This is a genomic window from Bacillus sp. CIS52, from assembly GCF_053545315.1.
Map to the genome: position 1 here is coordinate 1222557 of NZ_JBIUFR010000001.1, position 18970 is coordinate 1241526.

Annotated in this window: 15 protein-coding genes and 1 riboswitch; of the genes, 11 read left to right on the forward strand and 4 right to left on the reverse strand. The window is 47.7% G+C overall.

Going from position 1 to position 18970, the window contains the following annotated elements:
• Positions 1-45: 45 nt before the first annotated feature.
• Positions 46-1278 carry a peptidase T gene (gene pepT, locus ACH32G_RS05800; RefSeq protein ID WP_016937466.1) on the reverse strand — a complete coding sequence of 411 codons (1233 nt, stop codon included), beginning with the start codon at positions 1276-1278 and terminating at the stop codon, positions 46-48.
• A gap of 193 nt (positions 1279-1471) precedes the next feature.
• Between pepT and galE the strand changes: the two genes are divergently transcribed.
• Positions 1472-2488: a UDP-glucose 4-epimerase GalE gene (gene galE, locus ACH32G_RS05805; protein ID WP_049627644.1), complete on the forward strand. Its 1017-nt coding sequence runs from the start codon at positions 1472-1474 to the stop codon at positions 2486-2488.
• A gap of 46 nt (positions 2489-2534) precedes the next feature.
• On the opposite strand, the gene ACH32G_RS05810 is transcribed toward galE, so the two are convergent.
• Positions 2535-3074, reverse strand: a complete 540-nt coding sequence (locus ACH32G_RS05810) for a DUF4352 domain-containing protein (protein WP_141228469.1) — start codon at positions 3072-3074, stop codon at positions 2535-2537.
• Between the two features lie 346 nt (positions 3075-3420).
• Positions 3421-3522, forward strand: a riboswitch (guanidine-I (ykkC/yxkD leader).
• Between the two features lie 66 nt (positions 3523-3588).
• Here ACH32G_RS05810 and ACH32G_RS05815 point away from each other — a divergent pair.
• The 4 genes from ACH32G_RS05815 to ACH32G_RS05830 all read left to right on the forward strand — a co-directional run bounded on the left by ACH32G_RS05815 (position 3589) and on the right by ACH32G_RS05830 (position 7644).
• Entirely contained in the window at positions 3589-4425 is an 837-nt protein-coding gene (locus tag ACH32G_RS05815; RefSeq protein ID WP_003150818.1) for a YitT family protein, read from the forward strand.
• A 165-nt stretch (positions 4426-4590) separates the two neighbouring features.
• A complete protein-coding gene (locus ACH32G_RS05820; protein ID WP_448814096.1) occupies positions 4591-5484 on the forward strand; it encodes a PucR family transcriptional regulator in 894 nt (297 codons plus the stop codon).
• A 117-nt stretch (positions 5485-5601) separates the two neighbouring features.
• Positions 5602-6702, forward strand: coding sequence for an ABC transporter ATP-binding protein (locus ACH32G_RS05825; RefSeq protein ID WP_047475985.1), 1101 nt, complete (start codon positions 5602-5604; stop codon positions 6700-6702).
• 99 nt (positions 6703-6801) lie between these two features.
• Positions 6802-7644, forward strand: a complete 843-nt coding sequence (locus ACH32G_RS05830) for a polysaccharide deacetylase family protein (protein ID WP_448814097.1) — start codon at positions 6802-6804, stop codon at positions 7642-7644.
• A 35-nt stretch (positions 7645-7679) separates the two neighbouring features.
• Here ACH32G_RS05830 and ACH32G_RS05835 read toward each other — a convergent pair whose 3' ends face one another.
• Positions 7680-9023: a 2-hydroxycarboxylate transporter family protein gene (locus ACH32G_RS05835; protein WP_415305591.1), complete on the reverse strand. Its 1344-nt coding sequence runs from the start codon at positions 9021-9023 to the stop codon at positions 7680-7682.
• Positions 9024-9525: 502 nt separating this feature from the next.
• Between ACH32G_RS05835 and ACH32G_RS05840 the strand changes: the two genes are divergently transcribed.
• The 5 genes from ACH32G_RS05840 (at position 9526) to ACH32G_RS05860 (ending at position 16283) form a co-directional block, all read left to right on the forward strand.
• The gene (locus ACH32G_RS05840) at positions 9526-10932 is read left to right on the forward strand and encodes a cytochrome ubiquinol oxidase subunit I (RefSeq protein WP_448814098.1); all 1407 of its coding nucleotides are present in this window, start codon (positions 9526-9528) and stop codon (positions 10930-10932) included.
• Positions 10916-11932, forward strand: coding sequence for a cytochrome d ubiquinol oxidase subunit II (gene cydB / locus ACH32G_RS05845; RefSeq protein WP_016937475.1), 1017 nt, complete (start codon positions 10916-10918; stop codon positions 11930-11932). The genes ACH32G_RS05840 and cydB overlap by 17 nt, the downstream gene beginning before the upstream one ends.
• The gene (gene cydD / locus ACH32G_RS05850; RefSeq protein ID WP_095241139.1) at positions 11932-13635 is read left to right on the forward strand and encodes a thiol reductant ABC exporter subunit CydD; all 1704 of its coding nucleotides are present in this window, start codon (positions 11932-11934) and stop codon (positions 13633-13635) included. The genes cydB and cydD overlap by 1 nt, the downstream gene beginning before the upstream one ends.
• Complete coding sequence (cydC, locus tag ACH32G_RS05855; protein WP_366969889.1) at positions 13632-15362, forward strand: thiol reductant ABC exporter subunit CydC; 1731 nt, start codon at positions 13632-13634, stop codon at positions 15360-15362. Before cydD ends, cydC begins: the two co-directional genes overlap by 4 nt.
• 90 nt (positions 15363-15452) lie before the next feature.
• Positions 15453-16283: an NAD(P)H-hydrate dehydratase gene (locus ACH32G_RS05860; protein ID WP_448814099.1), complete on the forward strand. Its 831-nt coding sequence runs from the start codon at positions 15453-15455 to the stop codon at positions 16281-16283.
• Positions 16284-16296: 13 nt separating this feature from the next.
• On the opposite strand, the gene ACH32G_RS05865 is transcribed toward ACH32G_RS05860, so the two are convergent.
• Positions 16297-17655 (reverse strand): purine-cytosine permease family protein, encoded by a 1359-nt coding sequence (locus ACH32G_RS05865; protein ID WP_016937479.1) that lies wholly within the window; start codon positions 17653-17655, stop codon positions 16297-16299.
• Between the two features lie 315 nt (positions 17656-17970).
• Between ACH32G_RS05865 and ACH32G_RS05870 the strand changes: the two genes are divergently transcribed.
• Complete coding sequence (locus ACH32G_RS05870) at positions 17971-18957, forward strand: choloylglycine hydrolase family protein (protein WP_448814100.1); 987 nt, start codon at positions 17971-17973, stop codon at positions 18955-18957.
• The last annotated feature ends 13 nt before the right edge of the window (positions 18958-18970 follow it).

The following is an 18970-nucleotide window of genomic DNA, read 5'->3' on the forward strand; positions in this document are numbered from 1 at the left end:
AAGGTTTCATGTGAAAGAAAAAAACCAAAGCAGGGAGCTTTGGTTTTACGCGCGTTCTTCAAACAGCCTGGCGATCTCAACAATGACGTTTACCGCCTTTTCCATATGGTCGACGGAAATGTATTCATATTTTCCGTGGAAGTTTTCGCCGCCCGTGAAGATGTTCGGTGTCGGCAGTCCCATGTAAGAGAGCTGTGATCCGTCAGTTCCGCCCCGGATCGGTTCGATAATCGGTTCGATGCCGAGGTTTTTCATGGCTTGATAGGCGATGTCGACAATTTCTTTGACCGGTTCGATTTTTTCTCTCATGTTGTAATATTGATCATGCAGTTCAAGCTTGATGCTTTCCTTGCCGTATTTAGCCGCAAGCGCGTCGGCGGTTTTCTGCATAAATTCTTTTCGTTCTGTAAAGCGGTCTCTGTCAAAGTCTCTGATGATGTACGACAGGGCGGCTTCAGAAACGTCTCCGTTCATTGAATTTAAGTGATAGAAGCCTTCATACCCTTCCGTATATTCCGGCGCTTCTTCTTTCGGCAGCGCGTGATGAAATTCCATCGCGATTTTTGAAGCGTTGACCATTTTGTTTTTCGCCGTTCCGGGGTGAACGCTTTTTCCGTAACAAGTAAGCTTTGCGGAGGCTGCGTTAAAGCTTTCATATTGCAGTTCGCCGAGGGGGCCTCCGTCTACCGTGTAGGCGAATGCGGCGTTGAAGCGGCCGACATCGAATTTGTGAGGCCCTCTGCCGATTTCTTCATCCGGCGTGAATGCGACCCGGATCGTCCCGTGTTTGATGTCCGGATGTTTGATTAAGTACGCCATTGCCGTCATGATTTCGGCAATGCCCGCTTTGTTGTCGGCTCCGAGCAGCGTCGTGCCGTCGGTTGTAATCAGTGTCTGGCCTTTATAGCGGGAAAGCTCCGGGAATTGCTCAGGCGACAGAATGACGTTGAGTTTGTCATTCAGAACGATATCATGTCCGTCATAGCTTTCAATAATCTGAGGATTCACATTTTTTCCGGTGAAATCAGTCGCTGTATCTACGTGGGCCAGAAAACCGATCGTCGGCACGTCTTTATCCGTATTTGCCGGAAGAGTCGCCATGACGTATCCATTGTCATCGACTGTGATTTCTTTCATGCCGATCGACTTTAATTCATCTGCCAGCATGTTGGCCAATGTCAGCTGTCCGGGGGTAGATGGACAGTTTTCATTGTTTTCGTCAGACTGTGTATCGACTTTTACATAAGAAGTAAAGCGTTCAATGATTTCGTTTTTCATACCGTCATCTCCTTTGTCTTATCTTACCATGTGCGGGGGAGGGATTTCTATTTCACAACCCGTTTGAATTACGCGAATGAAAACAAAATATGAAGAAACGATGACTAAACGATTAAACTTTCTGAAAATGGATGATTGAGGAAGAAAAAATCGATATAATATGGTCAATTCATTCAATAGGGAGGCTTTCTTCATGGCGATTTTAGTGACAGGCGGAGCGGGTTATATCGGAAGCCACACATGTGTCGAGCTGTTAAACAGCGGCTATGACATCGTGGTTCTGGATAATCTGTCAAATAGTTCACCGGAAGCATTGGAGCGTGTGAAAGACATTACCGGAAAAGGGCTTGTGTTTTATGAAGCGGATCTCCTTGACCGTGACGCCGTTCACCGGGTGTTTGCTGCAAATGAGATTGAAGCCGTCATTCATTTTGCGGGTTTAAAAGCGGTCGGTGAGTCCGTGGCTGTTCCGCTCCGTTATTATCATAATAATCTGACGGGGACGTTTATTTTATGTGAAGCCATGCAGGCACACGGTGTGAAAAAAATCGTCTTCAGCTCATCAGCAACGGTTTATGGCGTTCCGGAAACAACGCCGATCACCGAAGATTTTCCGTTAAGCGCGACCAATCCTTACGGGCAGACCAAGCTGATGCTGGAACAGATTTTGCGCGATCTGCATAAGGCGGACCCTGAATGGAGCATTGCGCTGCTCCGCTACTTTAATCCGTTCGGCGCGCATCCGAGCGGCCGGATCGGAGAAGACCCGAACGGCATCCCGAATAATTTAATGCCATACGTCGCCCAAGTTGCTGTCGGTAAGCTTGAGCAATTGCAGGTGTTCGGTAATGATTATCCGACAAAGGACGGCACCGGCGTGCGGGATTACATCCATGTCGTTGATCTTGCCGAGGGCCACGTCAAAGCGCTTGAAAAGGTGCTGGACACAACGGGCGCCGATGCCTATAATCTCGGCACGGGAAGAGGCTACAGCGTTCTTGAGATGGTCAAGGCGTTTGAAAAAGTATCGGGAAAAGCAGTGCCGTACCGTTTTGCCGACCGGCGCCCGGGAGACATTGCCGCATGCTTCGCAGACCCGGCAAAAGCGAAGGCAGAATTAGGCTGGGAAGCAAAGCGCGGCCTTGAAGAAATGTGCGCCGACTCTTGGAAGTGGCAGTCCTCCAATGTGAACGGGTATCAAAAGGTGTAAAAAGAAAGAGACCTTCAAATGATGAAGGTCTCTTTTGCTATGATCATTATTTAACTTTTACTTCAACATCGTTGCTGAATTTTAATTTCCAAGTGCCTTTAGAGTATGCGTTTTTATCAACTTCAAAAGCTTTTACGTCAGTAACTTTAATGTTCGGGTTCAAGTCACTTAAAATTTTACTGTTGTCTACTTTTGTTTCTGTTGCATAGCTTGAAGAAGCATCAATATCTGAATCATAGGATGTTCCTTTAGAATCTACTAATTTCGCTCTTGGTATGGAGAAAGAGCTTAACGGCTTGTCTGACACATTTTTAACTGTGTATTGAACAGCTACGATAACGCCGCCGTCAGACGCTTTTTTCTCGACAAATTGAGAGCCTACTGAATCTCTTTTTTCCACTTTCGTCACAGTAACTTCAGTTTTTTCAGTTTTAACAGTATCACCGATGTTATACAGTTTTTCCTTGGACTCCGCAGCTTTTGAGGACGCAGTTTTAGATGATGAAGATCCGCCTCCGCCGCCGATATTTACGAGAATGATAATAACCACTACTGCCAGAAGCAATGTGATGATTTTATGTCTCATAAAAAAGTTTCTCTGATCTTTACCGCAGTTTGGGCATTTTTTAACGCCTTTAGCGATTTCTTTGCCGCATGCCTTACAAGACACTAAGTTGCCTGCCATAATATTTCCTCCTATGTAAACTATTTCTTAAAAACTACATACTATAATGCCTGTAAAATAACCTATAGTCAATACAATTTTGAGAAAAATAGTATTTTGATGATTTTTTAGTCATATATTTTAAGGGCCTTTATTAGTATCGGCAGGCCGTTCGAATTTTTCATAGGTTTATGGAAAAAAGAGTGGTTGAACATGCTCGTGATTTCCCGTATAATCTTGAAAGAAATATAAAAACTGAACATAAAAAACAGTGGTTTTCTAGGGTTCCGCAATGTGAATTGGTCTGGACCGAGAGAAAACACACAGCAGGTTTTTTGCTGTGACACGGTGGGATAAAAGCCCGGGAGTTTCTGCTCTTTTGATGAAGAGTGCTCTCCCCGGGCTTTTTTGATTTTATAAAAAGGGAGTGTCTGGGATGAAAAAGAGGTTGCTGGATGTGCTGATGCTGATTATTGGGGCTTTTATCTTCGCATTGGCCGTTAATTTATTCGCCATTCCGAATGATCTTGGAGAGGGCGGGGTAACGGGGATCACCCTGATCTTGTATTATGTGTTTGAATGGTCGCCCGGGGTGACGAATATCATTTTGAACGGGATCTTATTGATCATCGGATATAAGTTTTTAGACGGTAAAACAACGCTTTATACGATCATTACCGTTGTCGCCAACTCGCTGTTTCTGCATCTGACGCATGACTGGCACTCGCCGTCACATGAACTCATTATTAATACTATTTTTGCGGGTGTGTTTGCCGGTGTCGGAATCGGAATCATTATCCGAGTCGGAGGCACGACTGCGGGATCTGCCATTTTGGCGAGGATTGCGAACAAATATCTCGATTGGAATATCAGCTATGCGCTTTTGTTCTTTGATCTGATTGTCGTCTTCAGTTCTTATTTCATCATCGGTGCGGAAAAAATGATGTTTACCATTGTGATGCTGTACATTGGAACGAAGGTGATGGACTTTATCATTGAAGGGCTGAATACGAAAAAAGCGGTGACGATCATATCTGAGCATAAGCACGAAATCGCTGAGCAGGTCAACACGCTTATGGACAGAGGGGTGACGCTGCTGTCGGGTAAAGGGAATTACACGGGGCAGTCGAAAGAAATTTTATACATCGTCATCCAGAAACAAGAGCTCTCCATGCTCAAGAAAATTATTAAAAGCTGTGATACAAAGGCGTTTGTCATTGTTCATGATGTGCGTGACGTCTTTGGTGAAGGCTTCGTCGATATCTCTAAATAAAAAAGATCCCTCTGCCGGTGCGGAGGGTTTTTTTATATGCCGGGGAGAAACGGTAATGATCTGTTTCCCGGGAAATAGCCGGAAAGCTGTTTCTAAAATGAAGTAGATACCACCCGCCGGACGTTTTATACTGAAAATATAATAGAGCGATAGAGAGGAGCGCATATGAACCCGTTATTGGCAATTTACCCGAGGGCTGTGCTGTCTGATACGTGCTGTACGGCAGAGGATGTCTTTTGTTTTTATGATGAGAAGAGGCGGGTCTATGTCGCCATTCCGAAGGAGGATATCACCCCGAAGGAGAAACTGCTTCTGGAATCGTTTTTGACACCTGCTGAAGAGAAAGGCGTTTTTTTTGCGGAGACGGCGGAAGCAAAGAGGTGGCGGCGTTTTCTGCTGGAAGAGGGACTGGTTCCTGACGTCAAAGAGTCTCGTGTCCGTTTTATTCATTATGACTTAATGGGGGAACGGAACTGGGGGGCGTTTACGGAAGCGTTGCGTCATTTCTGGCCGATGCCGTATACGGTTGTCCGGACGGGAAGGGGTCAGGGTGTGATTGTAGAGGAAGAAAAGCTTGAAGCCCCTGATCCGGGTGATATCGCATCTTTTGTGAAGGTTTCTGAATGTGATTTTTATTTCAGTGTCCGTTTCTTCATCGGTAGGTATTACGGTGCCGGGGAACGTCTGCGCCTTCATTACCGGAGAGAACAGCAATATTTTCAGATTGGAAGGCGTCATCTCCCGCAGCTGAGCACGCTGACCGCGGAAACGGTATTTCCGGCCATGCTCTCGGAAGAAAGCAGAGAAAAGCTCTCTGCATTGCTTCACGAAGAGGCGGTGTTGCTGTTTCAGAAAGAACCGGAGCTGAAGCATACGATTCAGACTTTTATTGAACATAACTCAAACATGTCGCTCACATCGAAAAAACTGCATTTGCACCGCAACAGTCTTCAATATCGGATTGATAAATTTGCGGAACGCTCAGGTATTGATATTAAGACATATCGGGGCGCCCTGCTGGCTTATTTCATTTGCCTGCAGTATGAAAAATCACATTAAATGGGAAATGTGCACGAAGGCTGCTGGCTTTTTTTATGAACATTGCCTATACACGCCGCCGCCGGACGCTGTTACAATCCTATTTAAGAAAGCGTTTACAAATAAAGGGGGATATACATGGCGGAACTTCGGCTCGAGCATATTTATAAGTATTACGATCAAAAAGAAGCGGCTGTCGATGATTTTAACCTTCATATTAAAGATAAAGAGTTTATCGTGTTTGTCGGTCCGTCGGGATGCGGAAAGTCGACAACATTGCGGATGGTTGCCGGGCTGGAAGACATCTCGAAGGGCGATTTTTATATCGGAGACACGAGGGTGAATGATATCGCTCCTAAAGACAGGGATATCGCCATGGTGTTCCAAAACTATGCGCTGTATCCGCATATGACGGTCTATGATAATATCGCTTTCGGCCTGAAGCTGAGGAAGATGCCGAAACCGGAGATTAAAAAACGGGTCGAAGAAGCAGCGAAAATGCTGGGGCTCACAGAGTATCTGCACCGCAAACCGAAGGCGCTCTCCGGCGGGCAGCGGCAGCGTGTTGCATTAGGACGGGCGATCGTCAGGGACGCCAAAGTGTTTTTAATGGATGAGCCGCTGTCAAATCTGGACGCAAAGCTTCGGGTGCAGATGCGGGCTGAAATTATTAAGCTTCATCAAAGACTGCAAACAACTACGATCTATGTGACGCACGACCAAACAGAGGCGCTGACGATGGCGACACGCATTGTAGTCATGAAGGATGGGAAAATTCAGCAGATCGGCACGCCGAAAGAAGTCTATGAACATCCGGAAAACGTTTTTGTCGGCGGGTTCATCGGCTCCCCCGCGATGAACTTTTTTAAAGGAAAGCTGACAGACGGCGCCATTCAGATCGGTTCAGCCGCTCTCAGCGTGCCGGAAGGGAAAATGAAAATGCTCCGGGAAAAAGGGTATGCCGGCAAAGATGTTATCTTCGGCATCCGCCCGGAAGACATACATGACGAGCTGATTGTGGTAGAATCCTATAAGAATTCATCCATCACAGCTAAAATCAATGTCGCGGAATTGCTCGGGTCAGAAATTATGGTTTATTCCCGGATCGGGGATCAGGATTTTATCGCCCGGATTGATGCCCGCCACGACATTCATGCCGGTGAGGAATTGACTGTCGCTTTCGACATGAATAAAGCTCATTTTTTCGACAGTGAAACAGAAATCAGAATCCGCTCATAACGCAAAGCCGGACAGCTGGATGTCCGGCTTTTTTGATGTAACAATTTTTGCCCGTCGACCGATATAAAAAGTAAATAGCAGACAGAAAGCAGGAAAACCATGAAACGCATAATCACGTGCATGTGCCTTTTGGCTGCTCTGTTAACGCTTGCCGCCTGTTCGGACCATGAGGCAAGTGCCGAAGAGAGCATTCCGAAGGCAGAAGCGCACAACGATAAAAAGTCTGTAAAGCGCCAAATCAAAAAGGAGCCGGATACGTCCGCCTGGGTTAAAACGAAGGGAACGGCGAGACTGCCGATTCTGATGTACCACAGCATTTCTGAGGGAAACAGCCTGCGTGTGCCGAAGGAAGAATTCCAGCAGCATATGAAGTGGCTTCATGATCACGGCTATTATACGATGACTCCGGAAGAAGCCTATCTGATGCTGACGGAGGATAGAGAGCCGCGTGAAAAATGCGTTCTGATCACATTTGATGACGGCTATACCGACAATGTGAAAGCGGCGTATCCCATTTTAAAGAAATATAAGATGAAAGCGACCGTCTTCATGATTGGTAACTTTATCGGACATAAAAATCACCTGACTGAGAAGCAGATGAAGGAGATGGCCGCACACGGCATTTCCATTCAAAGCCATACGATGAACCATCTCGAATTGAACGGGCTCACGCCTCAGCAGCAGCGACGCGAAATGGCGGACTCTAAGCGTTTATTTGATCAAATGTTCGGGCAGCGGACGTCTGTAATCAGTTACCCTGTCGGACGATATAATAAGGAAACATTAAAAGCCGCACCTGCTGCAGGCTACCGTATGGCGGTCACGACGGAGCCGGGAGCGGCAACAAGAGATCAGGGGCTTTATGCGCTTCACCGTGTCCGTGTGTCGCCGGGCATGTCCGGTACGGCATTCGGCTCTTATATCCAAAATGTGATGAAATAACAGAGCCTCCGCATATGGCGGAGGCTTTTTCCCGTTTAATAGAATTGATGAAGCAATAGGAGGGTGACGCTCACGGTAATCGCCCCGCCGATTCTGGTCGATACTTGGGCAAACGGCATAAGCTCAAGCCGTTCAGCGGCGCTTAAGATCGCGACGTCGCCTGTGCCGCCCTGACCGGAATGGCAGGCATTGATGACCGCCGTCTCAATCGGGTACAGGTTCAGCCATTTACCGGTCAGAAAACCGACGGCTATCATTGTAATGACGATGGATAAAATGGTAATGATATTGCTGATATTAAAAGCCGCAATCAGTTTGTCCCACGGTGTCATTGAAACGCCGATCGCGAATAAGAGCGGATAGGTCACGGCTGTCGAGAAAAAACGCGAAACGCCGAAAGCTCCGTTTTCAATCGAGGCCGGCGCCAGCCTGAACAGCTTAATAAGCACGGCAAGGACGAGCATCACGACAGGAGCCGGAAGCTGAAAGAAATCATGCGCCAGCATGCCGACCAAATACAGGGAAACCGCTAAAATCCCCCCCGAAGCGAAAAAAGACAGATTAAACGCATTGTCATTGGCCGGCTGTTCCAATGCAGGAGCGGATTGATCAGACTTATCAACCTTCCCGTTGCCCGTCCATTCCGGCTTGCGTTTCCCGATGACGTTCAGCAAACCCGATAACATAATGGCGCACAGGCTGCCGAGCATGATGGACGGCAGCACAAGCGCAAAGGCGTCTCCCTGGGACATCGGCATAATATCGGAGTAGCCGATGGATAAAGGAATCGCGCCCTCGCCGACACCTCCCGCCATAATCGGGACGACAATATAAAGCAGTGTGTGCTGAAAACCGAGCCCGAGCAGCGTCCCGACGCATAAGCCGACGATGGCGGCCGCGATCGAGCCGGCGATCAGCGGAATGAAAATCTTGACGAAAGCTTTGACGAGAGTCTCTCTTTTCATCCCGAGAATACTGCCGACGACGATACCGGCAATAAATAGATAGAGAAAGTTAGAGTTTTCCGTGAATTCTGTTGTTGATGTAATAATGTCTTTCGGAAGCAGGTGGTAGTAGACGACAGCGGACGGAATAAAGGTTGCGAGGATCGCAGGGCCGCCGATGGAACGCACGATCGGAATGGATTTTCCGATCTGGCCGAAGGTAAATCCGAAAAAACTCATGACGGCAATTGATGTCAGGATGTCGCTTTTTACATCGTGTTTCATGACAAACACCGTAATAAGCAAGAAGAGCAGGATATAGATAGGAAGAGGAATAATGCCGATTCTTATATTCATTGCTCTGGCAAACCAATTATCAGTCCGTTGCTGTTTTGGGATTGAATCCGTTTGCAAATTTGGTTGAAGTTCTCCCATGCTTGTTCCCCCAGTCGTTATGTAGTGAAAAATATCCCCATTTAAAGTATACTAAAAAATTTAAATTGTTCATATATTAAGAATTTACTAGAAAACATACTTTCACCTCATTTTCTTTCTTAAAAAGGCGATTTGGCGGCCTTTCCCGCTGAATAAAGCATTTTGTTCGCCACACGAATAAAAAAGAGGTACGATATGGAAGGGACAAAAATCCTAGATGCCGACATAAAATCTCTACAAATTCGACATTAATCGGTCACAATTTCAGCCTATTTTTAGGTATATCGATCTTTTTTTTTAGGCGGAATCGTTGTAAAGTAATGATATTGAATCATTTCTATGACAGCCGGCTGCCCCCCAGGGAGTGCAGGCTGATAATTCATTAGTTTTGACAAATTTGTGAAACATTGAGCAAATATATCATTTCTTGTGAAATACCGAGCAATGGTTTTGTCGTGTTTGTGAAATGTTGAGCAATTTACCAGATTGGAGGAAAAACATCATGAGTGAGTTGGTTTTAGCCCGCATACAATTTGCATCTACAACATTGTTTCACTTCCTGTTTGTGCCTATGTCTATCGGGCTTGTGTTTATGGTTGCTTTGATGGAGACGCTTTATGCTGTCAAAAAACAAGAGACCTATCTCAAAATGGCTAAATTTTGGGGACATCTCTTTTTAATTAACTTTGCTGTCGGCGTCGTCACAGGGATTCTTCAGGAATTCCAGTTTGGATTGAACTGGTCTGATTATTCCCGTTTTGTCGGAGACGTATTTGGCGCTCCGCTTGCGGTTGAAGCGCTTTTGGCGTTCTTTATGGAATCTATTTTTATCGGATTATGGATTTTCGGCTGGGACCGTTTATCTAAAAAAGTGCATTTGCTTTGCATTTGGCTTGTATCCTTCGGGACGATTATGTCATCTTTCTGGATTTTGACGGCAAACTCATTCATGCAGGAGCCGGTCGGCTTTGCGATTAAAAACGGCCGCGCGGAAATGAATGATTTCGGGGCGCTTTTGACAAACCCTCAGCTTTGGGTTGAATTCCCTCACGTTATTTTCGGGGCGCTTGCAACTGGTGCTTTCTTTATCGCCGGTGTCAGCGCATATAAATTATTGAAGAAAAAAGAAGTGCCTTTCTTCCATAAATCTTTCAAGCTTTCTATGATTGTCGGTCTGATCGCCGGTATCGGGGTTGCGTTCAGCGGGCATATGCAGGCTGAGCATTTAATGGAATCGCAGCCGATGAAAATGGCCGCCAGTGAAGCGCTTTGGGATGACAGCGGTGATCCTGCCGCGTGGACGGCTTTTGCGAACATTGATACGAATAAAGAAAAAAACACATCAGAAATTTCAATTCCTTACGCACTCAGCTACTTGGCTTATCAGAAGTTCAGCGGCAGTGTTAAAGGGATGAAAACTCTTCAAAAAGAATACGAAAAAACGTACGGAAAAGGCGATTATATCCCGCCTGTTAAAACGACGTTCTGGAGCTTCCGCATTATGGCGGGTGCAGGCGCGCTTATGATTTTTGCCGCGATTGCCGGCTTTATTCTGAACCGCCGCAAAAAGCTTCATACGAGCAAGTGGTATTTACGGGGCATGATCGCACTGATCGCATTCCCGTTCATTGCGAACTCTGCCGGATGGATTATGACTGAAATCGGACGCCAGCCGTGGACGGTCATGGGGCAATTGACGACCGCACAATCCGTTTCGCCTAACGTAACGACGGGATCTCTGCTGTTTTCAATTATCAGCTTCGGCGTCATGTACTTGATTTTAGGCGCGCTGCTTGTTTTCCTATTCGTTCGTGAAATTAAAAAAGGTGCGGACCATGATGATCACAAGGATGTCCCTGTATCAACAGATCCGTTCAGTCAGGAGGTCTACCATGGGGTCACTTCATGATCTTTGGTTTATACTCGTTTCGATTTTGTTTGTCGGATTTTTCTTTTTAGAAGGTTTTGATTTCGGTGTCGGCATTTCGACCCGATTTCTTGGCCATAATGAATTAGAACGCAGAGTGCTGGTTAACACCATCGGCCCGTTCTGGGATGCGAATGAGGTGTGGCTGATCACAGGTACGGGAGCGATTTTCGCGGCATTCCCGAACTGGTATGCAACGATGCTCAGCGGATATTACATTCCGTTTATCATCATTCTTCTTGCCTTGATGGGCCGCGGCGTGGCATTTGAATTCCGCGGGCAAGTGAACAATCTGAAATGGGTCAAAACATGGGACTGGGTGATTTTCTTCGGAAGCCTTATCCCGCCGTTTTTATTCGGCCTTATCTTTACAAGCTTGTTCCGCGGTGTGCCGATTGACGGACACATGAACATTCACGCAGGTTTTTCAGATATTGTGAACGTGTATTCCGTTCTTGGCGGAGCAGCCGTCACCCTTCTTTCATTCCTGCACGGTTTAATGTTTATCACCTTGCGCACGATCGGTGATTTACAAGAGCGTGCGAGAAAAATGGCAAAACGCGTAATCGGTGTTATCTTTCTTGTTGTACTTGCTTTCTTTGCGATGTCTGCATACGATACGGATATGTTTACACGCCGGGCAAACATCACGATTCCAATATTCGTGCTGATTGTCATCTGCAACGTTCTTGCCATTGTGTTCATGAGCAAGAAAAAAGACGGCTGGGCATTCGGTATGACCGGCGCGGGTCTCGCTTTGACAGTCGCGATGATTTTTATCTCCCTGTTCCCGCGCGTCATGGTCAGCTCGCTGAAAAGCGCGTATGACTTAACAGTAGCTAACGCGTCTTCCGGTGATTATTCACTTAAAGTCATGACAATTGTTGCACTGACTTTGCTGCCGTTTGTCATCGGCAGTCAGATCTGGAGCTATTATGTCTTCCGGAAACGCGTCAGCCATAAGGAGCCTATGACTTATTAATGGGAAAAGACCTGTTTCTTTATAAAGGAATGAAGCGGATTCTTGCGATCATTACGGGATTAACGATCATACAAACGGCCGCCATTATCTTGCAGGCGGAATGGCTGAGCCAGGCGGTAACCGGATTATTTAACGGGAAGCGGATTGCTTCTCTTTATCCGGTTATCGGCTTTTTCTTGCTTGCGTTTTTCGTCCGGCATGCGGTGACAACGGTCCGGCAGAAAATCGTGTACCAATATGCCGCGCAAACCGGCGCAGACTTAAGAAAAAGATTTCTTGAGCAATTGTTCCGTCTCGGCCCCCGCTTTGCGAAAAAAGAGGGGACAGGCCGGATGGTGACGCTGGCGATGGAAGGCATCAGCCAGTTCCGCCGCTACTTAGAGCTGTTTCTGCCGAAAATGGTCAGCATGGCGATCGTGCCGGCTGCCGTTGTCATTTATGTGTTTTTTCAGGATAAAACATCGGCTTTGATTCTGATTCTTGCGCTTCCGATTTTGATTGTATTTATGATCCTGCTCGGACTTGTCGCACAGAAAAAAGCTGATCGCCAATGGAAGTCCTATCAGACGCTTTCCAATCATTTCGTGGATTCGCTCCGCGGACTGGAGACATTGCGGTTTTTAGGATTAAGCAAATCACACAGCAAAAATATTTTTCATGTCAGTGAGAGATACCGCAAGGCGACGATGAGCACACTCCGGGTCGCGTTTTTATCATCATTCGCCCTTGATTTCTTCACGATGCTGTCGGTGGCGACAGTGGCGGTGTTCCTCGGCTTGCGGCTGATAGACGGACAGATTCTTCTCGCTCCGGCATTGACCGCGCTGATTCTCGCGCCTGAATACTTTCTCCCGGTCCGCGAGGTGGGAAATGATTACCACGCGACATTAAACGGGCAGGAAGCGGGAAAAACCATTCAGGCGATTTTGACGCAGCCCGGTTTTAAAGAAGAAAAGCCGCTCGAGCTTGATACGTGGACTGACGGAGATGAATTACAGCTTACGCGTTTGTCCGTCCGTGAATCGATGTCTGAATTTAATCTGTCCTTTAAAGGGAAGAGAAAAATCGGGATTATCGGGGAAAGCGGCGCGGGAAAATCGACTCTCATTGATGTGCTGGGCGGCTTTTTAGAGCCTGCGTCCGGTGAGATCAAGGTAAACGGTGAATCCCGCTCGCATCTGCAGTCGGACGGCTGGCAGAAGCAGCTGCTCTATATTCCGCAGCATCCGTACATTTTTGATGACACGCTTTTGAATAATATCCGGTTTTATCATCCTGATGCTTCCCGTGAGGAAACGGCGCAGGCCGCTGCTTCGGCGGGTCTTTCCGAACTGATTCGTGATCTGCCCGGCGGTCTTGACGGCCGGATCGGCGAGGGCGGACGGGCGCTCAGCGGAGGGCAGGCTCAGCGTGTCGCGCTGGCCAGAGCCTTTTTAGGAAACCGTCCGATTCTCCTTTTGGATGAGCCGACCGCTCACCTTGATATTGAAACAGAGTATGAAATAAAAGAAACGATGAAAGACCTGTTTGAAAATAAGCTTGTTTTTCTGGCCACTCATCGTCTTCACTGGATGCTTGAAATGGACGAAATTATCGTGCTTGATGACGGCGCGGTGGCGGAAATCGGCACCCACGACGAATTGATGGCGAAACAAGGCGTATACGCCAAACTTGTAGAGGCGCAACTGGGGGAAAGAACATGAGGAAAGAAGAATGGATTCTGCCGTATATTAAGCAAAATGCCCGTTTGTTTGTTCTTGTGATTTTTTTAGGCGCGGTGACGATTTTTTCGGCGGCCTTTCTCATGTTTACTTCCGGTTTTTTGATCTCAAAGTCGGCGACAAGGCCTGAGAATATCCTGCTGGTGTACGTTCCGATTGTGGCCGTGCGCACCTTCGGGATCGCCCGTTCAGTCTCCCGGTATGCCGAGCGTCTGACGGGGCATCACATCATTTTGAAAATCGTGTCCGACATGCGGGTGCGGCTTTACAATCTGCTGGAGCCGGCCTCTCTCATGCTCTCTTCCCGTTTCCGAACGGGCGACATGCTCGGCATTTTGGCTGAGGATATTGAGCATTTGCAGGATGCGTTTTTAAAAACGATTTTCCCCGGGGTTTCCGCTTTGCTGCTCTATGCGGCATCCGTTATCGGGCTCGGCTTTTTTTCCTGGCCGTTTGCCGCTCTTGCGGCGATTTACCTGTTTGTATTGGTTGTCTTATTTCCGGTTGTGTCGCTTCTTGTGACGAGAGCGAAAAACATGAAGCTGAAAAGCGGACGGAATACGCTCTACAGCCGGCTGACCGATGCCGTACTCGGCGTGAGCGACTGGATGTTCTCGGGACGTCAGGCCGCCTTTATTTCCTCTTATGAAGAGAAAGAAAAGGCATGGTTTGACCTTGAGAGCAAACGTCAGCGATTTACAAGGCTGCGCGATCTCGCCGCACAATGCCTTGTCGGCGGCTTCATATTGATCATGCTGTTCTGGACGGCGGGTCAGTATGCGGACGGCAGCATCGCCAACACGATGATCGCGGCCTTTGTGCTTGTTGTATTTCCATTGACGGAGGCGTTTTTGCCCCTTTCGGATGCGCTGACGGAAGTGCCTTCTTATCAGGATTCGATCAGAAGAATGAGTAAGGCTGCTCCGGAGCTGCGGGGGCGTGAGGTGAAGCAGTCAGATGAGAAACTGGATGTCACTGATGTGACACTGATGTTTGATAACGTGTCATTTTCTTATGATCAGCACAGTCATGTGCTTGACCGCTTTTCCTTCACTCTCCGCCAGGGTGAAAAAATGGCGCTGCTCGGCAGGAGCGGCTCCGGTAAGTCGACCTCTCTCGCTTTAATTGAAGGCGCCTTAGTTCCCGATTCAGGCAAAGTGACACTGAACGGGCTGGAAACTGCGGCCGTGCAGGATCAGATTTCCTCAGCGGTAGCCGTTTTGAATCAGAAGCCTCATCTCTTTAATACGAGCATTATGAACAATATCCGGCTCGGAAACGGCAAGGCGAGTGATGAAGATGTTAAGCGTGCGGCGCGGCAAGTGAAGCTGCACGACTATATTGAATCATTGCCTGACGGGTATGAAACGTCCGTGGAGGAGACGGGGATTCGTTTCTCAGGCGGGGAGCGGCAGCGGATCGCGCTTGCCCGCATTCTGCTCCAGGATACGCCGGTCATTATTCTTGATGAACCGACGGTCGGCCTTGATGCGATCACTGAACGCGAATTGCTTGATACGATTTTTGACGTCTTTAAAGAGAAAACGATTCTCTGGATTACACACCATCTAGCAGGTGTGGAAACAGCTGATAAGATTGTCTTTTTAGAAAATGGAAAAGCAGAAATGGAAGGAACCCATCAAGAGCTGCTTGCAGAAAACGAACGGTACCGGAAGCTTTACCGTCTTGATGTTCCGATCAGAACATAAACAGCCGCAAACGTGCGGCTGTTTTTTTGTGCGGTTTAAAATCTCTTCTTGTTTGGAATATAAATAAGAGACAGAAGAGGAGGTACAGAGATGAACATACTGGATTGGACGGAACGGGATGTGAAAGATACATTGCCAAAGCGTGAGGCAGACAGCCATAAGGGGACGTTCGGGACGGCGTTATTGCTGGCCGGAAGCGATGACATGCCGGGAGCCGCCCTTCTTGCTGGTTTGGGCGCGATGAGAAGCGGTGTCGGCAAGCTCGTCATCGGTACATCGGCAGGCGTCATCCCGCTCATTGTCCCGGTGCTGCCGGAAGCGACGTACTGGCGGGACGGGTGGAAAAAAGCCGCGGCGGGTCAGCCGGAAGAAACCATCCGGGCCGCGGCCATCGGGCCGGGGCTTCCCCAAATGGACGAAGTGCAGAAGGCTGCTGACCAGCTGCTTTCTGCCGATTATCCCGTCATACTGGATGCAGGCGCCATAACAAAAAGAACCTATCCGGAAAGGAAAGCCCCGGTGATCTTGACGCCTCACCCCGGCGAATTTTCAAGAATGACAGGCCTTCCGATTCAAGAGATTCAGCAGAACAGAGCGGCATATGCCGCGGAATGGGCGGAGCGGCTTCATGTCACGATTGTCCTGAAAGGAAACGAAACCATTATCGCTTTTCCTGACGGGGAGTGCCGTCGGAATACAACCGGAAACGGCGCGCTTGCAAAAGGCGGGACCGGCGACACGCTGACGGGAATGATTCTCGGTATGCTGTGCTGTCATCAAGACCCGAAACATGCCGTATTGAACGCCGTCCGCCTTCACGGCGAATGTGCGGAGTTATGGACGGAAGAGCGCTCCGCACATACCTTATTGGCGCACGAACTTTCCGGACTGCTGCCGCGTGTATGGAAGAAATATGAATAAAGAAAAGGCGTCTTCATAGGGAAGGCGCCTCTTTTTGTTTTAACCTTGATTTCATCAGAACATAATACAACAGCGACGGAACGGCCAGCCCGACGACCCAGGCAATGTCGCCTCCGCCGAATATTTCTGCGAGCGGTCCGATGTAAAAGGATGTATTGATGAATGGGATTTCTAATATGATCGACAAAACGAAGGCGGCCGCTGTAATCCAGTTGACCCTGCCGTATTGTCCGTTGACGTCAAACATTGATTTGACGTGGTATTTTCCGCGGCGGACAAAATAGTAATCCACGAGGTTGATCGCTGTCCATGGAATTAAGAAATAACTGATGAAAAAGATGAAATTTAAAAACAGTTCCATGAAATTGCTTTGGCCCATGAGACTTAATACAGTACCCGCTGCCGTCACATAAAGGATCATTACCACTCTCGTTTTCGGCGTCACCTTCAGTTTTAAAAACGGCTCCAGGGTAGTCGTGGTTGACATAAAGGCTCCGTATAAATTAAAGACGTTGATCGCCATTTGTCCGAACAGGACGATGATCAGCATAATAAAGGAAAACGGGCCGAACAATCGGACAATTTCATTTCCGGCATTAGCAGTGAATCCCGGGAGCGCCGTCGTCAAAATAGCGCCGAGAAGCATCATCCAGATAGAACTGACTGACGTACCTGCGTAGCTGTACCAAAAGGTATGCGATGCCGGTGTTTTGACCGGAAGATAACGGGAATAATCTGCGACATATGGCGCGTATGCCAGCTGCCATGTGGCCACCGCGCTGACCGCCACTAAGAAAACAGGCAGATCTAATGAGCCGGGCACCCAGCTTCCTGAGGGAATCGGCAGTTGAAAAATAAGAATCGTTGCAGCAAAAAAAACGGCAAAGGAGGTCCAAGAGAGGATTTTCTGCATTTTGTGAATCAGATCATGACCGTAGATCGTGAGTAAAAAACAGATGGCGCTTAAGCCGATAATACACCATGAAGCCGGAATCGGTACAAAGCTGCTCAGTGTACCGGCTGCGAGAATCGTACTGCTCGCAAAGAAGCCCAGGTAGATAAACATGACCAAAAAGAGGGGCAGAATCGCTCCGATCACGCCGAATTGCGCACGGCTTTGAATCATTTGCGGAATTCCGAGCTGAGGTCCTTGTGCGGAATGAGACGCCATAAAGATTGCGCCGATAAAGGTTCCGATCATAATGGCGGCGATACTCCAAAAGAGATCGAGTCCCATTGTAACGGGCAGTGTGCCTGTGACTAACGTCGTTATATGCATATTCGCCCCGAACCAAACGGGGAATAAATCTTTGGCCTTTCCGTGTCTTTCGTGATGCGGAATATGTTCAATCGTTCGCCTTTCTACTTTCAATAGATAATCTCCTCCGTATGTCTTCTTTTAACATAAAGTCATAGCTTAACAGATTGACTTACCGTTTACAAATTCCAGTACACAGGAAAAACATTGTAAAGCCTCGCTGACAGCCGTTCTGAGATTTTTTGTGAAACTGAACAGGCACTGCCGCCAAAACGATTTACCGGGGTTTAAAAGGCATGGAGATGCTTACGGACTAATATGTATGAAGGAGAAATGTGTCAATCTTTTGACGAATGGAGCTATTATTCGCTAAGCTTTAAGAATAGTTTACTTTGTGTAAATTTCATAAACGAAAAGGGGATTGATGATATGTGTACAAGTCTTACATTGAAAACGGCAGATGGTAATCACCTATTGGCGCGAACGATGGATTTTGCTTTTCAGCTCGACACCGACGTTATGCTGTACCCTCGTCAGTACAGCTGGAAAAGCGAAGCTGACGGCAGGCTGCATAAGACGAAATACGCATTTATCGGCATGGGGAGAAATCTCGGCAATATTCTGTTTGCCGACGGCGTGAATGAAAAAGGGCTGTCTTGTGCGACGCTGTATTTTCCGGGCTTTGCGGGATACGAGAAAGCGGAACGGGAGGGCACGTGCCACATCGCTCCTCATGAGTTCGTCACATGGACCTTATCAAACTGTGAATCTCTTGAAGACGTAAAGGAAAAGCTCGCTTCACTGACAATTGTAGAGAAGAAGTTAATGTTATTGGATACGGTGCTGCCCCTTCATTGGATTTTATCAGACCGCACGGGGGGCTGCATTGTGATCGAGCCGACGCCGAAAGGTATGAAAGTCTATGACAACAAACCCGGAGTGATGACCAACAGTCCTGAATTTCCTTGGCATGTGACCAATCTGCGCCATTATATCGGAATCAGGCCGCAGCAGTCAGAAAGCAAAACATTGGGCGGAATGACATTAACCGCATTCGGCCAAGGGTCAGGAACGATCGGGCTTCCCGGTGACTACACGCCGCCATCCCGATTCATCAGGGCCGCTTATCTGAAAGAGCATTTAGAGCCTGCCGCTCATGAAACAGATGGCGTTACGGCCGCTTTTCACGTGCTGTCCAATATGAATATTCCAAAAGGCGCCGTGATCACCGAGGAGAATGAAATTGATTATACGCAGTATACGTCCGTCATGTGCTGTGACACGGGGAGCTATTACTTTCATCTGTACGACAACCGGCAGATCCATAAAGTAAGTTTATTCCATGAAGATCTTGACCGTCCGGAGCCGAAAGTATTTGCGGCTGTGGCGGAGCAGAATATACAGGAGCTTAATTAGCTCAAAAAAAAAC

Bases quoted from the DNA above. Each gene is read 5' to 3' on its own strand.
- ACH32G_RS05835 (WP_415305591.1), bottom strand. From the start codon at position 9,023: ATGGGAGAACTTCAACCAAATTTGCAAACGGATTCAATCCCAAAACAG.
- ACH32G_RS05810 (WP_141228469.1), bottom strand. From the start codon at position 3,074: ATGAGACATAAAATCATCACATTGCTTCTGGCAGTAGTGGTTATTATC.
- ACH32G_RS05860 (WP_448814099.1), top strand. From the start codon at position 15,453: ATGAACATACTGGATTGGACGGAACGGGATGTGAAAGATACATTGCCA.
- ACH32G_RS05820 (WP_448814096.1), top strand. From the start codon at position 4,591: ATGAACCCGTTATTGGCAATTTACCCGAGGGCTGTGCTGTCTGATACG.
- galE (WP_049627644.1), top strand. From the start codon at position 1,472: ATGGCGATTTTAGTGACAGGCGGAGCGGGTTATATCGGAAGCCACACA.
- cydD (WP_095241139.1), top strand. From the start codon at position 11,932: ATGGGAAAAGACCTGTTTCTTTATAAAGGAATGAAGCGGATTCTTGCG.
- pepT (WP_016937466.1), bottom strand. From the start codon at position 1,278: ATGAAAAACGAAATCATTGAACGCTTTACTTCTTATGTAAAAGTCGAT.
- cydC (WP_366969889.1), top strand. From the start codon at position 13,632: ATGAGGAAAGAAGAATGGATTCTGCCGTATATTAAGCAAAATGCCCGT.
- ACH32G_RS05870 (WP_448814100.1), top strand. From the start codon at position 17,971: ATGTGTACAAGTCTTACATTGAAAACGGCAGATGGTAATCACCTATTG.
- ACH32G_RS05830 (WP_448814097.1), top strand. From the start codon at position 6,802: ATGAAACGCATAATCACGTGCATGTGCCTTTTGGCTGCTCTGTTAACG.
- ACH32G_RS05815 (WP_003150818.1), top strand. From the start codon at position 3,589: ATGAAAAAGAGGTTGCTGGATGTGCTGATGCTGATTATTGGGGCTTTT.
- ACH32G_RS05825 (WP_047475985.1), top strand. From the start codon at position 5,602: ATGGCGGAACTTCGGCTCGAGCATATTTATAAGTATTACGATCAAAAA.
- cydB (WP_016937475.1), top strand. From the start codon at position 10,916: ATGGGGTCACTTCATGATCTTTGGTTTATACTCGTTTCGATTTTGTTT.
- ACH32G_RS05840 (WP_448814098.1), top strand. From the start codon at position 9,526: ATGAGTGAGTTGGTTTTAGCCCGCATACAATTTGCATCTACAACATTG.